Genomic DNA, 15526 nt, shown 5'->3' with positions numbered 1-15526 from the left:
ACCTACTCTAATTAAAAGGTGGTCATTCAACATGTTCAAGTTTAAAACAATCGCAGCAGGAGTCCTTGCGCTAGGTCTTCTTGCCTCTAACTCAACAGCATTCGCTTATTCAAGTTCTGGTCAAACGTTTACAAAGTCATGGGAAAAAAGTTCAACAGGTACAAACTGGGTCATTAATTACGGTTTCAATGACTTATTCATCAATGAAGATTACACACATACAAAACACATGACACGTTCACACATAGCACAAGTTGTGAATGGTAATGGTTCACATGCAGATAGTGATAAGGCTGGAAACTGGGCTGGCATTGAAGTAACACATAAGGGAAGTACGATTTACTATTACATCAAGTGAGTGAAAAAGTGGGGGAATGAACGTGAAGCAATTAAAAGTGTTGATGGTGACGTTGATTCTCGCGTTGAGTCTGTTCATCATTGGTGAAAGTCGAATGCTGAAACTGGAAGGATTTTCTGATCCGTTCGATACGACGACACTATACCCGAATTCGAAAAAATCGGAGAAACAGATGATTGCTGATATCTATGCCGCTGCCGAGCGAAATCAGATGGATGTCTTTACGTATGAAGAGACGCCGAATGGCAGTTTCTCAAGTACAAAGACAATTTATGGAACGGAAGGTGTGGAGAAACACCTTGCGAACCAACAGATTCGAAGCGAAACATACGACAGTGTTTTCCTTGGTGACATCACCTTCACGTTCAAACCTTTATACGAGCATCCTCGTCTTGCCTATACACCTAACTTTTACGGGATCGGATCTTCCGATGCCGTAAAAGCATTTAAGATGGACTTGATTGATACATATGCGGGAAATCACCCGCAACTTGGTTACAACGAACATACTGAGCGAAATCGCGTCCTTGGCATCTGGTCGCTCGTCATCATTATCACCGTCCTAATGACATTTTATGAACTATCTATGAATCGTAAAGAACTGTTGGTTCGCTTATCGATGGGAGAACGGCTGTCGCTGATGATTGGCAAGTCCATCGCCTTTGATTCCGTGATTGTGCTTGGTATTTTCGCTTTCAGCTTCGGTCTGTTGCGTCAAGTCACGCCACTTGACCCTTATTGGCAGTTCCTGTTGCTGTTAGTGTTTATCTTGCTCGTCTGCAATGGACTCGTTTATCTGTTGATCGGTCGCTTGCAGATCAAAGAAGCGTTTGCCAACAGTTATCGTTCACGGACGCTCCTGTCGATGACCTATGGGTTAAAGTTCATCACGGCGTTGCTGACAATCTTAATGTTATCGAGTACTATCACAGTTATTACGGAAGCTGTGGCGCTTTATCAGCAACGGGACTTTTTTGAAACGAAACAGACCTATGACTATACCTATATCGGTCACAAGATCACTTCTCCGAATTATTCGGACGAAACGAGTCCTGCACTGTCGGAACAGATTCAGACTGAGCTGTATCGACGCTATCAAACCGATTTCTCGGGAACACTCGTGACACCACTTGCGAACTTTTCGACACGTGATCAGACGGCCTTGATCTTGAACCGGCAAGCATTCGAAGAGATTAAAGAGCGACTTCCGGAAGTAACCGATGTCTTCACGAATAAGTTGACGATTATTGCACCGGAGCAAGCGACACCACCAAGTAAAGAAGAGCTCGATAATACCCTGCAATCACTTGGATTAGGCCCGTTCATCGAACAACAGTATGAGACAATCCGCTATACGACACCGCTCGAACTGACGGCGATTGATCAAAACCTCGTGAGTGGCAGCCTACTCGTCGACGAACCGACGCTGATTGTCTTGAATGATGATGCGAAGACACGGATGAAACTGAAGCAGTTGTCCTCTGTTTTGTTGAGTGACATCATGTACGACGTCAATCCACCGACGTTTGATCGTTTCGTTGAGGAACAGGCGATGACGGATGAATTGTTCATCCGGACGAATGTCTGGGATAAGTACATCGGTGCCTGGGAAACGGCCAAACGGTTAATGAACATGAATCTGATTTTTGCTGCACTGATCATCAGTCTGGAACTGTTGATTATCGTAACTGTCTTGAAACTCGAGTACCAAGTCAACGCGCTCGAGTTATCCGTCAAAAAAGTCATCGGTTACAGCATCTGGCAAAAAAATCGACGGTTGGTCCTCTATACACTTGGTATTACGTCGTTCAGCACTTTAATCGTGACGCTTGCGGTCTACTTCTTTGCAATCGGCCATCCCTTGTGGTTGCTGAGCGGAGGCGGTCTGTTGGCCTTACTTGAAGGAATAGTTTTGGTCGGGCTGATCCGTAAGATTGAACGAGCTAACATCCAGCGGATCCTAAAGGGGGGAAATGTATGATTCAGATTCAAGGCGTATCAAAAACGTTTGAAGGTAAAAGCTTGTTTGAAAATCTGTCGTTACAGATTGAGGCAGGGGATTTCGTCATATTTTCCGGACCGAGCGGATGCGGGAAAACGACGTTGTTAAACATGGTGGGCGCTTTGGAACCGCTTGATGCGGGGAAAATTCTTGTTGATGGACAGGACATCACAAAAAAACGGAATCAACTGGACTACTTCCGAACGAAGATTGGATTCTTGTTTCAAAACTTTGCTTTGGTCGACCAGAAGACAGTTCGACAAAATCTGGACATCGTCCAAAAGAGTTACCGCTCTGGGCGAACGATTGAAGAGGTCTTGTCAGCCGTCGGTCTTGAGGAAAAGATCGATAAAAAAGTCTATATGCTGTCTGGAGGCGAGCAACAACGGGTCGCACTGGCTCGACTGATGCTAAAGAAATGTGACATCATTCTTGCTGATGAACCAACCGGCTCACTCGATCAAGCGAATGCAGAACGGGTCATGACGATTTTGCAGGAGTTGAATGCAAGCGGCAAGACCGTCATTCTCGTCACGCACGATGAAGCAATCAAAAAACAGGGGAACAGGTTGGTGGAACTCGGATGAATCCAAAGAAAAAAGGTTTGCGCATTGCGTTTGGTTTAGTGGCCGGATTCCTATTGCTGAATCTTGTCTGGTACGGGGTGACGACGATTCAGTACAAACCGTTTTTAGCAGCAGTTCCGGAGCACGTTACAGGTGTTCATGCTATGACGAAGAATGGTCTATCGTATAATGTCAAAACACCTGATTATTTATCGTATGTCGGAAACTTAGCGGTTTCGGACGATAAAGCAGGTATTTGGCTTATCATTTGGCCGACCTTGTTCGGAGATGACGAATACGGTGTACGAATTCAAGACAAGCAAACCGGTTATGAACTGATGGTTAACGATCAATTGAAACTGCTCGAACCGGACGCGGAACTACAAGCCATCTTGGATCGAAATAAACCAGAAATCACGCGTCTTGTGGAACACGCGAAGACCGTATTTCCACTTGATTGATTAGTGAACTGTTTCCTGATGAGGGGAGCAGTTTTTTTGTATGAAATCGGCGAGAGAAAACGAATAATCGTATATAACGCGAAAGAAGATAGCGCTGTACTAGATAGTTTATTTTCTTTAAAAATATAGAATATGAATGATTTTGTGATGTGAGGGTAAAAGTAAATGTTAGTTATATGAAAAGAAACCAACACTTACGGAGGCGGAAAAAATGAAGCGACTTGACGGATTTCCAACATCATACTGGCGCACTTCGATTGAACATACGATTTATCCGAAATTAGAAACAGACAGTACGACGGACATCGTCATCATCGGTGCCGGCATTGCAGGACTCGTCGCAGCGGTCCAGTTGATTGATTCCGGATATGCCGTGACACTGCTTGAAGCGGATCAAGTCGCGAGCGGGACGACCGGGTATACGACGGCAAAAGTCTCATCGCAACACGGTTTGATTTATGATCAATTGATTCAGACAATCGGCCAAGAGAAAGCACGCCTCTATTTTCAGGCGAATGAAGAGGCGATTGAGTTTTTACGTGAGCAGGTCGAACGACTCGGCATCGACTGCGAGCTTGAGACGCAGGATGCGTACCTGTACGTCGCGTCCTCAAAAGAAAAGGCCAGTCAACTCGAAAAAGAAATCGAAGCCTATGCCCGACTCGGAATGGACGGGGGAGAGGCGACGGCGGAAGTGCAAGCGAAGTTGCCCTATCCGGTTGAAAAAGCAGTCGTCTTACGTAATCAAGCCCAGTTCCATCCAGTCAAGTACTTACAAGGACTCGCCCGGTACTTCACAGCGAATGGCGGTAAGTTATACGAACAGACACGGGCCGTATCGGTCGAGACAAAACGGACGCCGACCGTCGTCGTTGAGAACGGACGTAAAATCGAAGCGAAAAAGATCATCGTCGCCTCGCATTTCCCGTTCAATGATTTAAAAGGGCTCTATTTTTCAAAACTCGAAGTCCACCGATCGTATATCGTCTCCGGCTTCGTCGATGCAACGTTTCCGGACGGTATGTTCATGAGTGCCGATCAACCGAGTCGCTCACTCCGGCATGCAAAGACGGCAGATGGACGAACACTCGGTTTCTTCGGTGGGGAAAACCATTTGTCTGGACACGAGACACATACGAAAGCCAATTATCAAACGTTGGCGCAGTTCGCGGAAGCCGAGTTCGGGGTCGAAGCAATCGAACAGTTTTGGTCGGCGCAAGATTTGATTTCGCTCGATAAAGTCCCGTATGTCGGTCAAATGACGAGTGACGATTCGAACCTGTTCGTCGCAACAGGATTCGCCAAGTGGGGGATGACGAACGGGATTGCGGCAGGTCGTCTCTTAGCCGATCTATTGACCGGGAAATCAAACCGCTACCTGTCCTTGTTCGATCCGAACCGGTCGAAGTTGAGCAAGCAGGATGCGAAACAGTTCGTCAAAAACAATGCCGATGTCGCGCTCGAACTCGTCAAAGGGAAAGTCGCACGTGGCGAGAAAGAGGCGGAGGCGTTAGCACGCGACGAAGGTGGGCTCGTCCGCCACGACGGGAAGACGGTCGGCGGATACCGGGACGAGACGGGTGAACTGCATCTCGTCAAGACGACCTGTACGCATCTCGGTTGCGACGTCAAATGGAACGACGGCGAACGGTCATGGGATTGTCCGTGTCATGGCTCCCGGTTCGATTACGAAGGAAATGTGCTCGAAGGGCCAGCCGTTAAGCCGCTGAAAAGAATGTAACGACAGCCAAAAGGCTCACGATGCGTCGTGGGCTTTTTGCTTGTATCTTCATCAATTTGAGAATTCCTGCTTTATTTTTTATAACATGTGCTATAATTACCTGGTATAAAAAATATTTAAGCGTATAACTATATCGGTCGGGTCGAGTATCATGTGGATGTTACGAATTCACCGTCACGAACGCCGTTTCCTGGTTTCATTCAAGCACATCATCTCATTAGCGTCGTGAACGCTGTAACTGAATTCGAGGAGGAAGCAACACATGAGTAAAGAAAAAATCGCCCAGCTTCGTAAACATGTCTCGCCGTTTGAAAAGGCAGACATAAAAGCGAGTGTCAGGCAGATGATCAACACGATCCTACCGTTTCTCGTCGCTTGGTTTCTCGCCTACCAAGCACTCAAAATCTCAGTATGGCTTGCGGTTCCGCTTGCGATCGTCGCAGCCGGGTTCGTCGTCCGGACATTCATTATCTTCCATGACTGTACGCACGGGTCATTCTTCAAAAACAAGAAAGCAAATGCGATCGTCGGGACAATCACAGGAATCTTGACGTTATTCCCATACGAAAAATGGAAACGCGAGCATTCAATCCACCATGCGTCGAGTGGTAACCTCGATAAACGTGGCGTCGGTGACATTTGGGTCATGACGATCGAAGAGTATGTCGAAGCATCGAAATGGACACGGTTGAAGTATCGTCTCTACCGGAATCCGCTCGTCATGTTCGGTCTCGGACCATTGTTGTTGATTCTCGTCGTCAGCCGCTTCAATCGCAAGGACGCACGGAAAAAAGAACGCATCAACACACACGTCATCAATGCGTCACTCGTCGTCTTGTATGCGGTCATGATTTATGTCGTCGGTTGGCAGGCCTTCTTGATCATCCAAGGAACAACGATGTTCACAGCGGGCGTGCTCGGGATCTGGTTATTCTACGTTCAGCATACGTTTGAAGACTCGTATTTCGAGGATGAAAGCGAATGGGACTACGTCAAAGCCGCGATCGAAGGAAGCTCGTACTACGAGTTGCCGAAAGTTTTACAGTGGGTGACAGGAAATATCGGCTTCCACCACGTCCATCACTTAAGTCCGCGTGTCCCGAACTATCATCTAGAAAAAGCCCATACGGCGACACCACCCCTTCAAAAAGCAACGACGATCGGCTTATTCTCGAGTCTCAAGTCGCTTCGTTATAAACTATATGATGCTAAAAATAAAACGTTCGTGACGTTTCGCGAAGTCAAACATCTGTTGCGTGAACCGAAAACATCTATATCCTAAGCAAAGTGCTCACCTGTTAAACGGGTGAGCGCTTTTTTGTCTCCGTCTTTAGGCGTAGGTTCCAAGTCGTTTTTCATGGTAAGCTATTCCGATAGTAGAAGGAGGGATGCTACATGCGTCGGATACCGATTGCCTATGTCACAGGAGGTGCCATCCTGTTAGCATTGTTTGGTTTTAGCTCGATGACGTATGAACAACAATCCTTGATTCCATTTTTGACGAACCATGTCCCGCTCGGCTGGGTCGATGCGTTTTCGTTCGTCTCGTTTCATTATGAAGTCCCGATCAGTGTCGCAGCACTCGGACCGGCCGCATTCGTCGAGTTCTTCATCCGTAAAGGCATGCACGCGGGTCTGTTTTTCGTCTTCGGTATCAGTCTGGTCCACTTGTTGCGGATGCGACGTTATCGCCCGGTCCCTGCTGCCTTTTTTGCTTTTACGACAGCAATGACCGTCGGCGTGCTCGATGAGTTCCATCAACTCTTGACCGGTGGACGGACGCCGCTTGTCGGTGACGTCTTGATTGACGGGAGCGGGGCGTTCGTCGGGATCCTGCTTTACACGGGACTCCGGCTTTTCCTGAAGGCGGACCGGATCGTCAAAATGGACTATCAACGAACGAGCTAACCAAAACATCCCCCGTTCCCTCAACAACAGTTGAGAAGACGGGGGATGTTTTGATTCAGTTAAAAGCGTTGGACCCACTCGATTTTGTATTGTGTCCGACCGTACTCTTTTCGAAGCATGTTGTCTGCTTTTTTGCGGGCAGTCGTGTGATCACTCGCACGGATGATCAGGCGATCGGTTTCAATGATTTCTTCGCGTTCGATGACATGGTATTGGATGGTATATTCTTTGTTGAACAGATTCAGTAATCCCATGATATTCACTCCCATATTCTTCATTCTAGTAGTTATTATATGGTATTTACAAAATAATGGCAATCTAAAAGAGTGACTTTCGTCTCACTCTATAATAAATAGTATATGAGTCGAATGGTTTATTAATTTTTTCGATTAGAATGACGATAAAGCCTTATAAAATGCGAAATTATTTTAAATATTATTATTTTTGAATACTTTGTGAAATAAATTCCTGAATCATTCAAACCATTCAGAAAGTCTCATACTCTAAGTGGAAAATATATTTAGATAGTTTGTTTAACGATTAACAATAATTAACTTGGAATCCGTTTGGGATTATCGGTATGATAGAGAAGAGTGGTGAAGAGGCCATTCGTGAAGAAAGGGGTCGAAGACTGACCATGCACGACATCAATGAAACGAATCAATCAACCCGTCAAAAGGAACCGGTTGTAAGACGCGAGCATGTGTATTTTTGGTTGCTGCTCCTGACGTCAATCGTGACGGCATGCGGCATACTCGTTCTCGTCATCGAATTTCCGATGAGTGGACTGATGATAGTAAGTGGAGTGGTTGTAGTACTCGGACTGGTTGTGATGAGAAAGTGGATTCAGCTGACGGCGTTACGGAGTGAACAAGTTCGTGTGAGTGACGTCTTGTTTTACGATCTTCAATCCCGAGTCGCGCATCAGGCGAAAGAACTCGGACTTTGGCGGATGCCGGAGACCTATTTGATCGACCATCCACAGCTGACGACACCACGAATCGTCTATTTTTTGCAAAAGTATACGCTGTTGCTTCCCGCGTCGTACCAGTCGCTTGACGATACCGGTGAATTTTTGATCATCCGAGAACTCGCGCACGTCAAACGGAATCATCATGAAAAACGTCTTGTCCTCCTGCTTGGAAGCTGGGTGCCCTTTTTACGCGCGGCCTATGTACGTGCCTGTGAGGAAACAGTCGATCGGATGGCGCTTCGACGGGTCCCGCGTGACGTTGCCGTACGTGGCATCATCAGTTCGACGGTCGGTCGGACGATAGTGGAAAATCTTGATATGAACGTCTACATAACAGAAAAACAAGCAGGGGCATCACTCGCGACAGAAATCGCACAACTGTTTCGGAAGCAACCGGACGTCTTACGGCGTCTACAAGCGACCGGAATCGATGCTGCACATCGGCAGACGATGCGTTGGATCGTCCGAGGGCTCGTCATGAGCGGAACGCTGGTCGCGCTCTTCGGGCTTGCTGTCGTCGGTCGACAAGTCCCGCAACTGTTTGCTGACTTGACGACATTCGTCGAACAAGAAGCCGGAATCGAGCAGGACTTAGGTGAAACGGAACTGATGGCGGCGATTCAAAAGGGGACGCTCGAGGAAATCGAACAGCTGTTACCGACGAGTGATATGCAGGCCGTCGATGCTGACGGTGATACGGCCCTGCATTACCTCGGATACCGAAAGTCGAGTAAGGGGCTTGAAGGTGTGTTTGACGCTTTGATTAAAGCCGGCAGCGACGTCGATGCGATTAACGACTTCGGGGAGCGACCGTTTATCACGGCCGTCTACAGTAACAATCAGGAACTCGTCGCCTTGTACTTGAAACAAGGTGAGAAAATTGATCAGCAAGATGAGGACGGCTATACGCCGCTCCACCATGCCGTTGAAGGTGAAGGCAAGCAGACCGTAAAGCTGTTGCTTGAGAAAGGGGCAGACCTGACGATTAAGAACGAGGAAGGCTATACACCGTTAATGCTTGCGGAAGAATATGAACTCGACGACATCATTCTTTTACTGAAACAAAATGTACCGCAAACGTTATGAAAAAAGACGCTCTCCCGGTAAAGGGAAAGCGTCTTTTCGTTGTGTCTTGTCTCTTATTTGAGCATCGTTGCTGTATCGACGATGCGTCCTTCAATTTTGTAATCGACTTCTTTAAGTGATGCTGTGAAGTCGCGGAGGTTCTCCCAGTCCGAGAGACCGAGATCCGTGACGCGTCCATCTGCATAAGCAGTTGCGAATGGTGTGAGACCGTCGCCGCCCTTCGCAGTGAAAGCATTCGTCGCGATGACGTACGTCTTCGCAGGATCGATTGCTTCAAGTGTCCCGTTGTTGTCGACTTCCATCTTCGTGACACGTTCGCCCTTAACATTTTTGCTGTTGTATTCGAATTTCATACCCGATACATGGAGGAACCCACCGTTTTCGACTGGAGCGACACCGATGCTGATTTCAAGGAGGTCCTTGATTTCTGCACCTGTCATTTTCGCAGTCGCGAGTGTGTTACCGAACGGGAGTGTCGTTAAGACTTCACCGACTGTGAGTGGTCCGGCATTGATTGCTGCCCGGATACCGCCACCGTTTTGCATCGCGATGACAGCATCTTTGTTGTATTCTTTAGCTTTTTTGAGCATGCCGTCTGTGATCAAGTTACCGAGTGCCGTCTCGCTGTTACGCACACTGACTTCGCCACGCGGGTTTGTGAGTTCATTGACGATGTTCGCCCCGACTTCTTCGTTTTTCAGTTCAGCGATTTGATCCGCATATGGTTTGAGGATTTCCGCAGCTTTCGCGTCTTCTGCTGCTTTAGAGACGTCGATCAGCGAACCGTTGTACTCTGTTAATTTCCCTTTGTAGTCGAACGTCAAATCGAGATTTCCGAGGAAATCACCGTATTGATACGCTTGCGCGATGATTGTCGGTTCTGTTTTACCTGGAACGTCTTTTTCGTCGACGACGACTGGCGCTTCAAGTTTCGAGTGCGAGTGTCCTCCGACGATGACGTCGATGCCGTCAACATTACGTGCGAGCAGTTGATCATTGTCGACTGCAGCATTGTCATCGAAACCGATGTGTGTCAACGCGACGATTTTATTGACGCCACGGTCTTCAAGTTTTTTGACGGCTGTTTTTGCGCTCTCGATGTAGTTCGCGAAAGCGACCGTACCCGGACTTGAAATTTCCGCAGTCTCTTCTGTCGTTAACCCGAAGAAGCCGATTTTTTGTCCTTTGTATTCTTTAATCACACCTTGGTAAATCCGTCCTTTGTCAGGACCGGCTGTGATTGTTTTCGATTGGAGTCCCGCAAGCAGTTCGTTTTTGCTGAAATCGACGTTCGCTGAGATGAACGGGAACTTCGCGTTCGTAACGAAATCCTGAAGGGCTTGATGGTTGTCCTGGTCCCCGAGATCGAACTCATGGTTACCGAACGTCATCAAATCGTATTTCATGTAGTTCATCAACTCGAGGTCAGCTTGACCACGGAATTTATTGAAGTAGAGTGAGCCTGAGAAGACATCTCCTGCGTCAAGTAAGAGTGACGGTTTGCCGGCTGCTTTGTAGCTCGCACGGAGCTCCTTGATGACAGTTGCACGTTTCGCTGCTTTGTCGAGGTTCGCGTGTGTGTCATTCGTGTGGAGTAAACCGATTGAGAAATCATCCTTGTTGACGTCGAGGACATTGATTTTTGCTTTGAGTGTGATTGTTTTACCGAGACGTGTGTATTTTGCGACCGCATATTTGACGCCTGCTTCATCTGTATCGACTTTTGTCCAATGGACCGGTTTGTCATAGACACGGCCTGTTGCATAAAGAACAGCCAGTGTTTTCGGTAAGACCGGTTTTTCACCGACGTAGATCGTCTGTTCTTTCACGCTCTCGACGAACTTGACGGCATAGTTTTGGATATAAATCTTCACTTCGATTGGTGATTTCTTCTTCCCGTATGTCCCTTTTACCGTTTGGAAACGGTTAAAGATGTGACGGTCATACTTCTTCCACGTGATTTTTTCGCCCTTGTATGTAGCAGGTAATTTAACCGGGGCACCTTTCTTGAAGACGAGTGACTTGAGTTTGACCGTTTTGACTTTGACATGGGTTGCAGCAGAGACAGTAGTTTGCGCAACCGGCACGATTGCCGATGTCGTCAAGGCGACAGCGACAGCTGCCGCGTAAAGCGGTTTTGATTTGTACATACGTAAAAATCCTCCTTCAAAGTGGGGTATATGAATGCAAGGTCAAAATGCGATCGTTGACCTCTTCTTCTACTATAAGTGTTTTAGAAAGCACTGTGCGGATAATGTTTTGTAAAAAACGTAAATTCTTAGGTCGGACGACGGGACAACCCATTGGAGAGGTTTGCTTGTTAGACTGCAGACACTGAAAAAGTGAGTGAAAATTAAATGATAACGCTTTCATTATATGTCGGATTGATTCAAAAGGAAATAAAAAACTGCGAGAAGTTTATGTGTCATTCCCATTTTTTGATAATTTGCTTGTAGTTTTTAGTGCCTCTCTCTTGTATCATATAAAGTAATGGACTAACGTGTGAAAGGATGATCAACTGAAAATGAATGAAGCGATTCGAGGAAGTTTAGTCGTTTTGATCCTCTGTTTGATGATTGCCTTACTCGGATGGGGATTATCTTCACCTCCGACGACGATTGGTAGTATGCATGTAATTGATTTTGAGCTGTCTCCGTGACGTGTCCTAGGACATCGATGAGGGCAGTTTTTTTGTCGTTTAGAAAGCTACAGTTTAGTGTCGGTTTCCTCAATACATTGACACGATTTTTAACGATGGCTAGAATTGACTAAGTGTATGGTCGTTATCGACGACTTTTAATATGAAAGATTTGTTCAAGCAGAGAGGGGGAATAATCGAATCGGGCAGGCGAGAGGCACTGCTAACGGATCGCATTCGTTTGATACGATCGCGAATCGAATCCGTCATTTTTGACTGGAAGTAACTGAACTAAAATACATGTACCTCTACGGATCGGAAGGAACTTAACTTATGTTGAAAGAAATGAAAAACATCATCCGCGAACAAGTGGAGAATTTTCCACTGATTCGGCGCCTGGCACGGTACGAAATCAAATCGGCGCATGCGGAGCAACGGCTCGGTCTGTTGTGGGAGCTGCTCAATCCCGGATTACAAATCTTTATTTACTGGTTCGTGTTTGGTGTCGGTCTGAAAGGCAACAAGAACGTTGATGGCGACACGCCGTTCATCGTCTGGCTTCTTTGCGGGATTGTCGTCTGGTTCTTCATCAATGACGCGTTACTCCGGGGTTCGAACTCGATCAACAACCGGCTCGCGATGGTGACGAAGATGCGTTTCCCGATGAGTGCGATTCCGTCATATGTCATCTTGTCGCGGATGTACCAGCATTTCGCGATGTTATTGATCGTCTTCGTCGTCATCTTGCTTAACGGAATCCCGATGACGTGGAAGCTGCTCCAGTTGCCGTACTACATGGCGGCGACGTACATCTTCGTCTACGCGTTCTCACTTTGTTTCTCGACATTGATTACGCTCGTCAAAGACATTCAACTCTTTTTACAATCGATGATGCGGATGCTCTTTTATTTAACACCGATTCTGTGGAACATTGAACGATTCCCGGACGTCTTACATGGTCTGCTTCGTCTCAACCCGGTCTTCTACCTAGTCGAAGGCTACCGGTCGAGTTTACTGGGCGGTGCCTGGGTCTGGCAGGAATGGCCGACGGGACTTTACTTCTGGAGCGTGACGCTTCTATTGTTCACAGCCGGAACTTACTTACACATTAAGTTCCGTAAATCATTCACCGAGCTTGTTTAAGGGAAGGAAATCGCTATGTCTATGATAAAACTCGAACATGTCACGAAACGGTTTGACATGGTTACGACGACGAAAGAAAAATTTAAGTTGTTATTCAAAAGTAAAAGCAAGAGCGTGAAGACGTTCACGGCACTCCGTGACGTCACGCTCGACATCGGATCAGGAGAAGTCGTCGGTCTCGTCGGCATCAATGGTTCCGGTAAGTCGACGCTATCGAACTTGATCTCCGGTATCATCTATGCGAACGAAGGTGACGTCGAAATCAATGGTGAAGTCGCGATCATCGCCGTCTCGCAAGGACTGAAGAGTGTCTTGACGGGGCGCGAGAACATCCGGCTCAAATGTTTGATGCTCGGGATGGACGACGCGGAAATCGACCGCCGGATGCCCGGCATCATCGATTTTGCGGACATCGGGGACTTCATCGACCAACCGATTAAAAAATATTCGAGCGGGATGAAGTCGCGTCTCGGCTTCGCGATCGCCGTCAACGTCGATGCCGATATCTTGATCGTCGATGAAGCATTATCGGTCGGGGACCAAACGTTCTATAACCGGTGTATCGATAAGATGAATGAATTCAAGAACGAAGGCAAGACAATCATCTTCGTCAGCCACTCATTGTCACAGATTCGCAACTTCTGTGAACGTGTCATCTGGCTCGAGTACGGTCAAGTCAAACTCGACGGGACGACAAAAGAAGTCGTGCCGCAGTATAAGCAGTTTTTGACGTCATACAAGAAACTGTCGAAAGACGAGCAACACCAGTACCGCAAAGATCGCTTAAAGGAACAAGCAGAAAACGCGACACCGCGTAAGCAGAACGTCGATGCTGAAGATACGGTCAAACATCCAGGCTGGATCTTGTCCGGACTCGGGCTGCTCGTACTCGCAGCCGGCAGTGTGATGGTCATCGATGAAACGCCATCATTTGCATCACTGACTGACGCAATCGCCAACTTATTTTAAACACCAACGACCAGTGATACGTTTTGTGTCACTGGTCTTTTTTGTCGAGGAAACAGGGAAACGCGAATCAAAAAAAGAAGTAGTACAACGGACAGTACAGCGTTAGACGATTCAGCATAAGGGAGGGCGCGGGATGCAGAAGATTCGAAAAGCCATCATTCCGGCAGCGGGACTCGGAACACGTTTCCTGCCGGCGACGAAAGCGATGCCAAAAGAAATGCTTCCGATTTTGACGAAGCCGACGATTCAGTACATCGTCGAGGAGGCCGTTGCTTCAGGAATCGAACAAATCATCATCGTCTCGGGACGAAACAAACGGGCGATCGAAGACCACTTCGATCATGCACCGGAACTCGAAAACATATTACGGCAAAAAGGGAAGCTCGAGCTATTGAAAGAAGTCGACGCCTCGACGACGATGGCAGAAATCCATTATATCCGGCAAAAGGAACCTAAAGGTCTTGGACATGCGATTTGGAGTGCCCGTCATTTCATTGGGAATGAACCATTCGCCGTCTTACTCGGTGATGATTTGATCGTCGCAGAACGTCCTGGTCTCAAACAATTGATTGATCAGTATGAGACGACAGCGTCCTCCGTCATCGGCGTCCAACAAGTCGCACCGGAGCATACACATCGCTACGGGATCATTGATCCGATTGAACAAATCGGGAATCGGTACCACGTCCGGCAATTCGTCGAAAAACCGCCGCAAGGTACGGCGCCGTCGAACATGGCGATCATCGGACGATACATTTTGACACCGGCGATCTTTACGTACTTGGAGACGCAACAGGCGGGTTCAGGGGGCGAGATTCAATTGACGGATGCGATTGAACGCTTGAATGGAATTGAGGACGTCTATGCGTATGACATCAAAGGAGAACGGTTTGATGTCGGCGAAAAGATGGGGTACGTCGAGACGACGCTTGCCTTCGCGTTGAAGGACGAAGAGATTCAAGAGGATGTCAAAGCATTACTGAAGAAGTACGTCGCGGAGTGGGAAACTTAAAAAAAGAGGGGAACCCCCTCTTTTAAACAGTGATTAAGATTGTTTACGTTTGATCCGTATTCAAGTAGGACTTGACGTGAGGGGCTTCGTATTGACGAAAACGCTCGAGTAACGCTTCAGGTGTCGACTCGACGAGCAGCATCGCTGCATGCTCGGGGATGATGAATCCTTGGGTTTCCATCTGCTTGAACAACGCGATGAGGGAATCGTAGTACCCGTCGATGTTCAAGATGCCGCACGGTTTTTCATGGAGACCGAGCTGGGCCCACGTGAAGACTTCGAAAAATTCTTCCATCGTTCCGGGACCGCCTGGTAAGATGATAAACCCGTCCGCAAGTTCCGCCATCTTTGCTTTTCGGTCATGCATCGAGTCGACGAGGTGGAGTTCTGTCAGGTTCGGATGAGCGATTTCTTTTTCCTGTAAAAAGTGTGGTAACACACCGATGGCTTGTCCGTTCGCGGATAAAATGGCATCTGCGACGGCACCCATCGTTCCGACACGCGAACCACCATAGACGAGTCCGTAATCCTGTTTCGCAAGCACCGTGCCGAGCGTCGCGGCGGCTTCCTTGAAAAGCGGTGATGCTCCATCTTTTGAGCCACAAAACACAGCGAGTTTTTTCATGACAATCGTTCCTCCTTCAAGACTGGTCTTTTCTCAACATACCA

At 47.5% G+C, this 15526-nt stretch carries 15 protein-coding genes; 12 read left to right on the top strand and 3 right to left on the bottom strand.

What is annotated here, in order from left to right; translation table 11 throughout:
* The first annotated feature begins 31 nt into the window (after positions 1–31).
* From A0126_RS12755 to A0126_RS12725, 7 genes are all read left to right on the top strand, one after another.
* On the top strand, positions 32–358 hold the full coding sequence (locus A0126_RS12755; protein WP_088837910.1) for a mediterrocin family bacteriocin: 327 nt from the start codon (positions 32–34) through the stop codon (positions 356–358).
* 22 nt (positions 359–380) lie between these two features.
* The gene (locus A0126_RS12750; protein ID WP_088837909.1) at positions 381–2339 is read left to right on the top strand and encodes a hypothetical protein; all 1959 of its coding nucleotides are present in this window, start codon (positions 381–383) and stop codon (positions 2337–2339) included.
* Positions 2336–2947: an ABC transporter ATP-binding protein gene (locus tag A0126_RS12745; RefSeq protein WP_088837908.1), complete on the top strand. Its 612-nt coding sequence runs from the start codon at positions 2336–2338 to the stop codon at positions 2945–2947. The genes A0126_RS12750 and A0126_RS12745 overlap by 4 nt, the downstream gene beginning before the upstream one ends.
* Complete coding sequence (locus tag A0126_RS12740; protein ID WP_088837907.1) at positions 2944–3387, top strand: hypothetical protein; 444 nt, start codon at positions 2944–2946, stop codon at positions 3385–3387. The genes A0126_RS12745 and A0126_RS12740 overlap by 4 nt, the downstream gene beginning before the upstream one ends.
* Positions 3388–3598: 211 nt before the next feature.
* Entirely contained in the window at positions 3599–5128 is a 1530-nt protein-coding gene (locus tag A0126_RS12735; protein ID WP_088837906.1) for an FAD-dependent oxidoreductase, read from the top strand.
* Positions 5129–5390: 262 nt separating this feature from the next.
* On the top strand, positions 5391–6410 hold the full coding sequence (locus tag A0126_RS12730; RefSeq protein WP_088837905.1) for a Delta(5) desaturase DesA: 1020 nt from the start codon (positions 5391–5393) through the stop codon (positions 6408–6410).
* Between the two features lie 113 nt (positions 6411–6523).
* Entirely contained in the window at positions 6524–7036 is a 513-nt protein-coding gene (locus A0126_RS12725; protein ID WP_088837904.1) for a VanZ family protein, read from the top strand.
* 59 nt (positions 7037–7095) lie between these two features.
* Here the strand turns inward: A0126_RS12725 and A0126_RS12720 are convergent, their stop codons facing one another.
* Entirely contained in the window at positions 7096–7290 is a 195-nt protein-coding gene (locus A0126_RS12720) for a hypothetical protein (RefSeq protein WP_088837903.1), read from the bottom strand.
* Between the two features lie 383 nt (positions 7291–7673).
* On the opposite strand from A0126_RS12720, the gene A0126_RS12715 reads away from it, so the two are divergent.
* Positions 7674–9095, top strand: a complete 1422-nt coding sequence (locus A0126_RS12715; protein WP_239456762.1) for an ankyrin repeat domain-containing protein — start codon at positions 7674–7676, stop codon at positions 9093–9095.
* A gap of 53 nt (positions 9096–9148) precedes the next feature.
* Here A0126_RS12715 and A0126_RS12710 read toward each other — a convergent pair whose 3' ends face one another.
* Positions 9149–11245: a 5'-nucleotidase C-terminal domain-containing protein gene (locus A0126_RS12710; protein ID WP_088837902.1), complete on the bottom strand. Its 2097-nt coding sequence runs from the start codon at positions 11243–11245 to the stop codon at positions 9149–9151.
* A gap of 374 nt (positions 11246–11619) precedes the next feature.
* Here A0126_RS12710 and A0126_RS19725 point away from each other — a divergent pair, with 374 nt between their 5' ends.
* The 4 genes from A0126_RS19725 (at position 11620) to galU (ending at position 14857) form a co-directional block, all read left to right on the top strand.
* Entirely contained in the window at positions 11620–11754 is a 135-nt protein-coding gene (locus A0126_RS19725; protein ID WP_255407413.1) for a hypothetical protein, read from the top strand.
* A 312-nt stretch (positions 11755–12066) separates the two neighbouring features.
* On the top strand, positions 12067–12876 hold the full coding sequence (locus A0126_RS12705; protein ID WP_088837901.1) for an ABC transporter permease: 810 nt from the start codon (positions 12067–12069) through the stop codon (positions 12874–12876).
* 15 nt (positions 12877–12891) lie between these two features.
* Complete coding sequence (locus A0126_RS12700; RefSeq protein ID WP_088837900.1) at positions 12892–13845, top strand: ABC transporter ATP-binding protein; 954 nt, start codon at positions 12892–12894, stop codon at positions 13843–13845.
* A 133-nt stretch (positions 13846–13978) separates the two neighbouring features.
* Complete coding sequence (galU, locus tag A0126_RS12695) at positions 13979–14857, top strand: UTP--glucose-1-phosphate uridylyltransferase GalU (RefSeq protein ID WP_088837899.1); 879 nt, start codon at positions 13979–13981, stop codon at positions 14855–14857.
* Positions 14858–14900: 43 nt separating this feature from the next.
* Here galU and A0126_RS12690 read toward each other — a convergent pair whose 3' ends face one another.
* Complete coding sequence (locus A0126_RS12690; RefSeq protein ID WP_088837898.1) at positions 14901–15482, bottom strand: LOG family protein; 582 nt, start codon at positions 15480–15482, stop codon at positions 14901–14903.
* Between the last annotated feature and the right edge of the window lie 44 nt (positions 15483–15526).

It is taken from the genome of Exiguobacterium sp. N4-1P (genome assembly GCF_002214325.1).
This window is presented reverse-complemented; position numbering and strand designations above follow the sequence as displayed.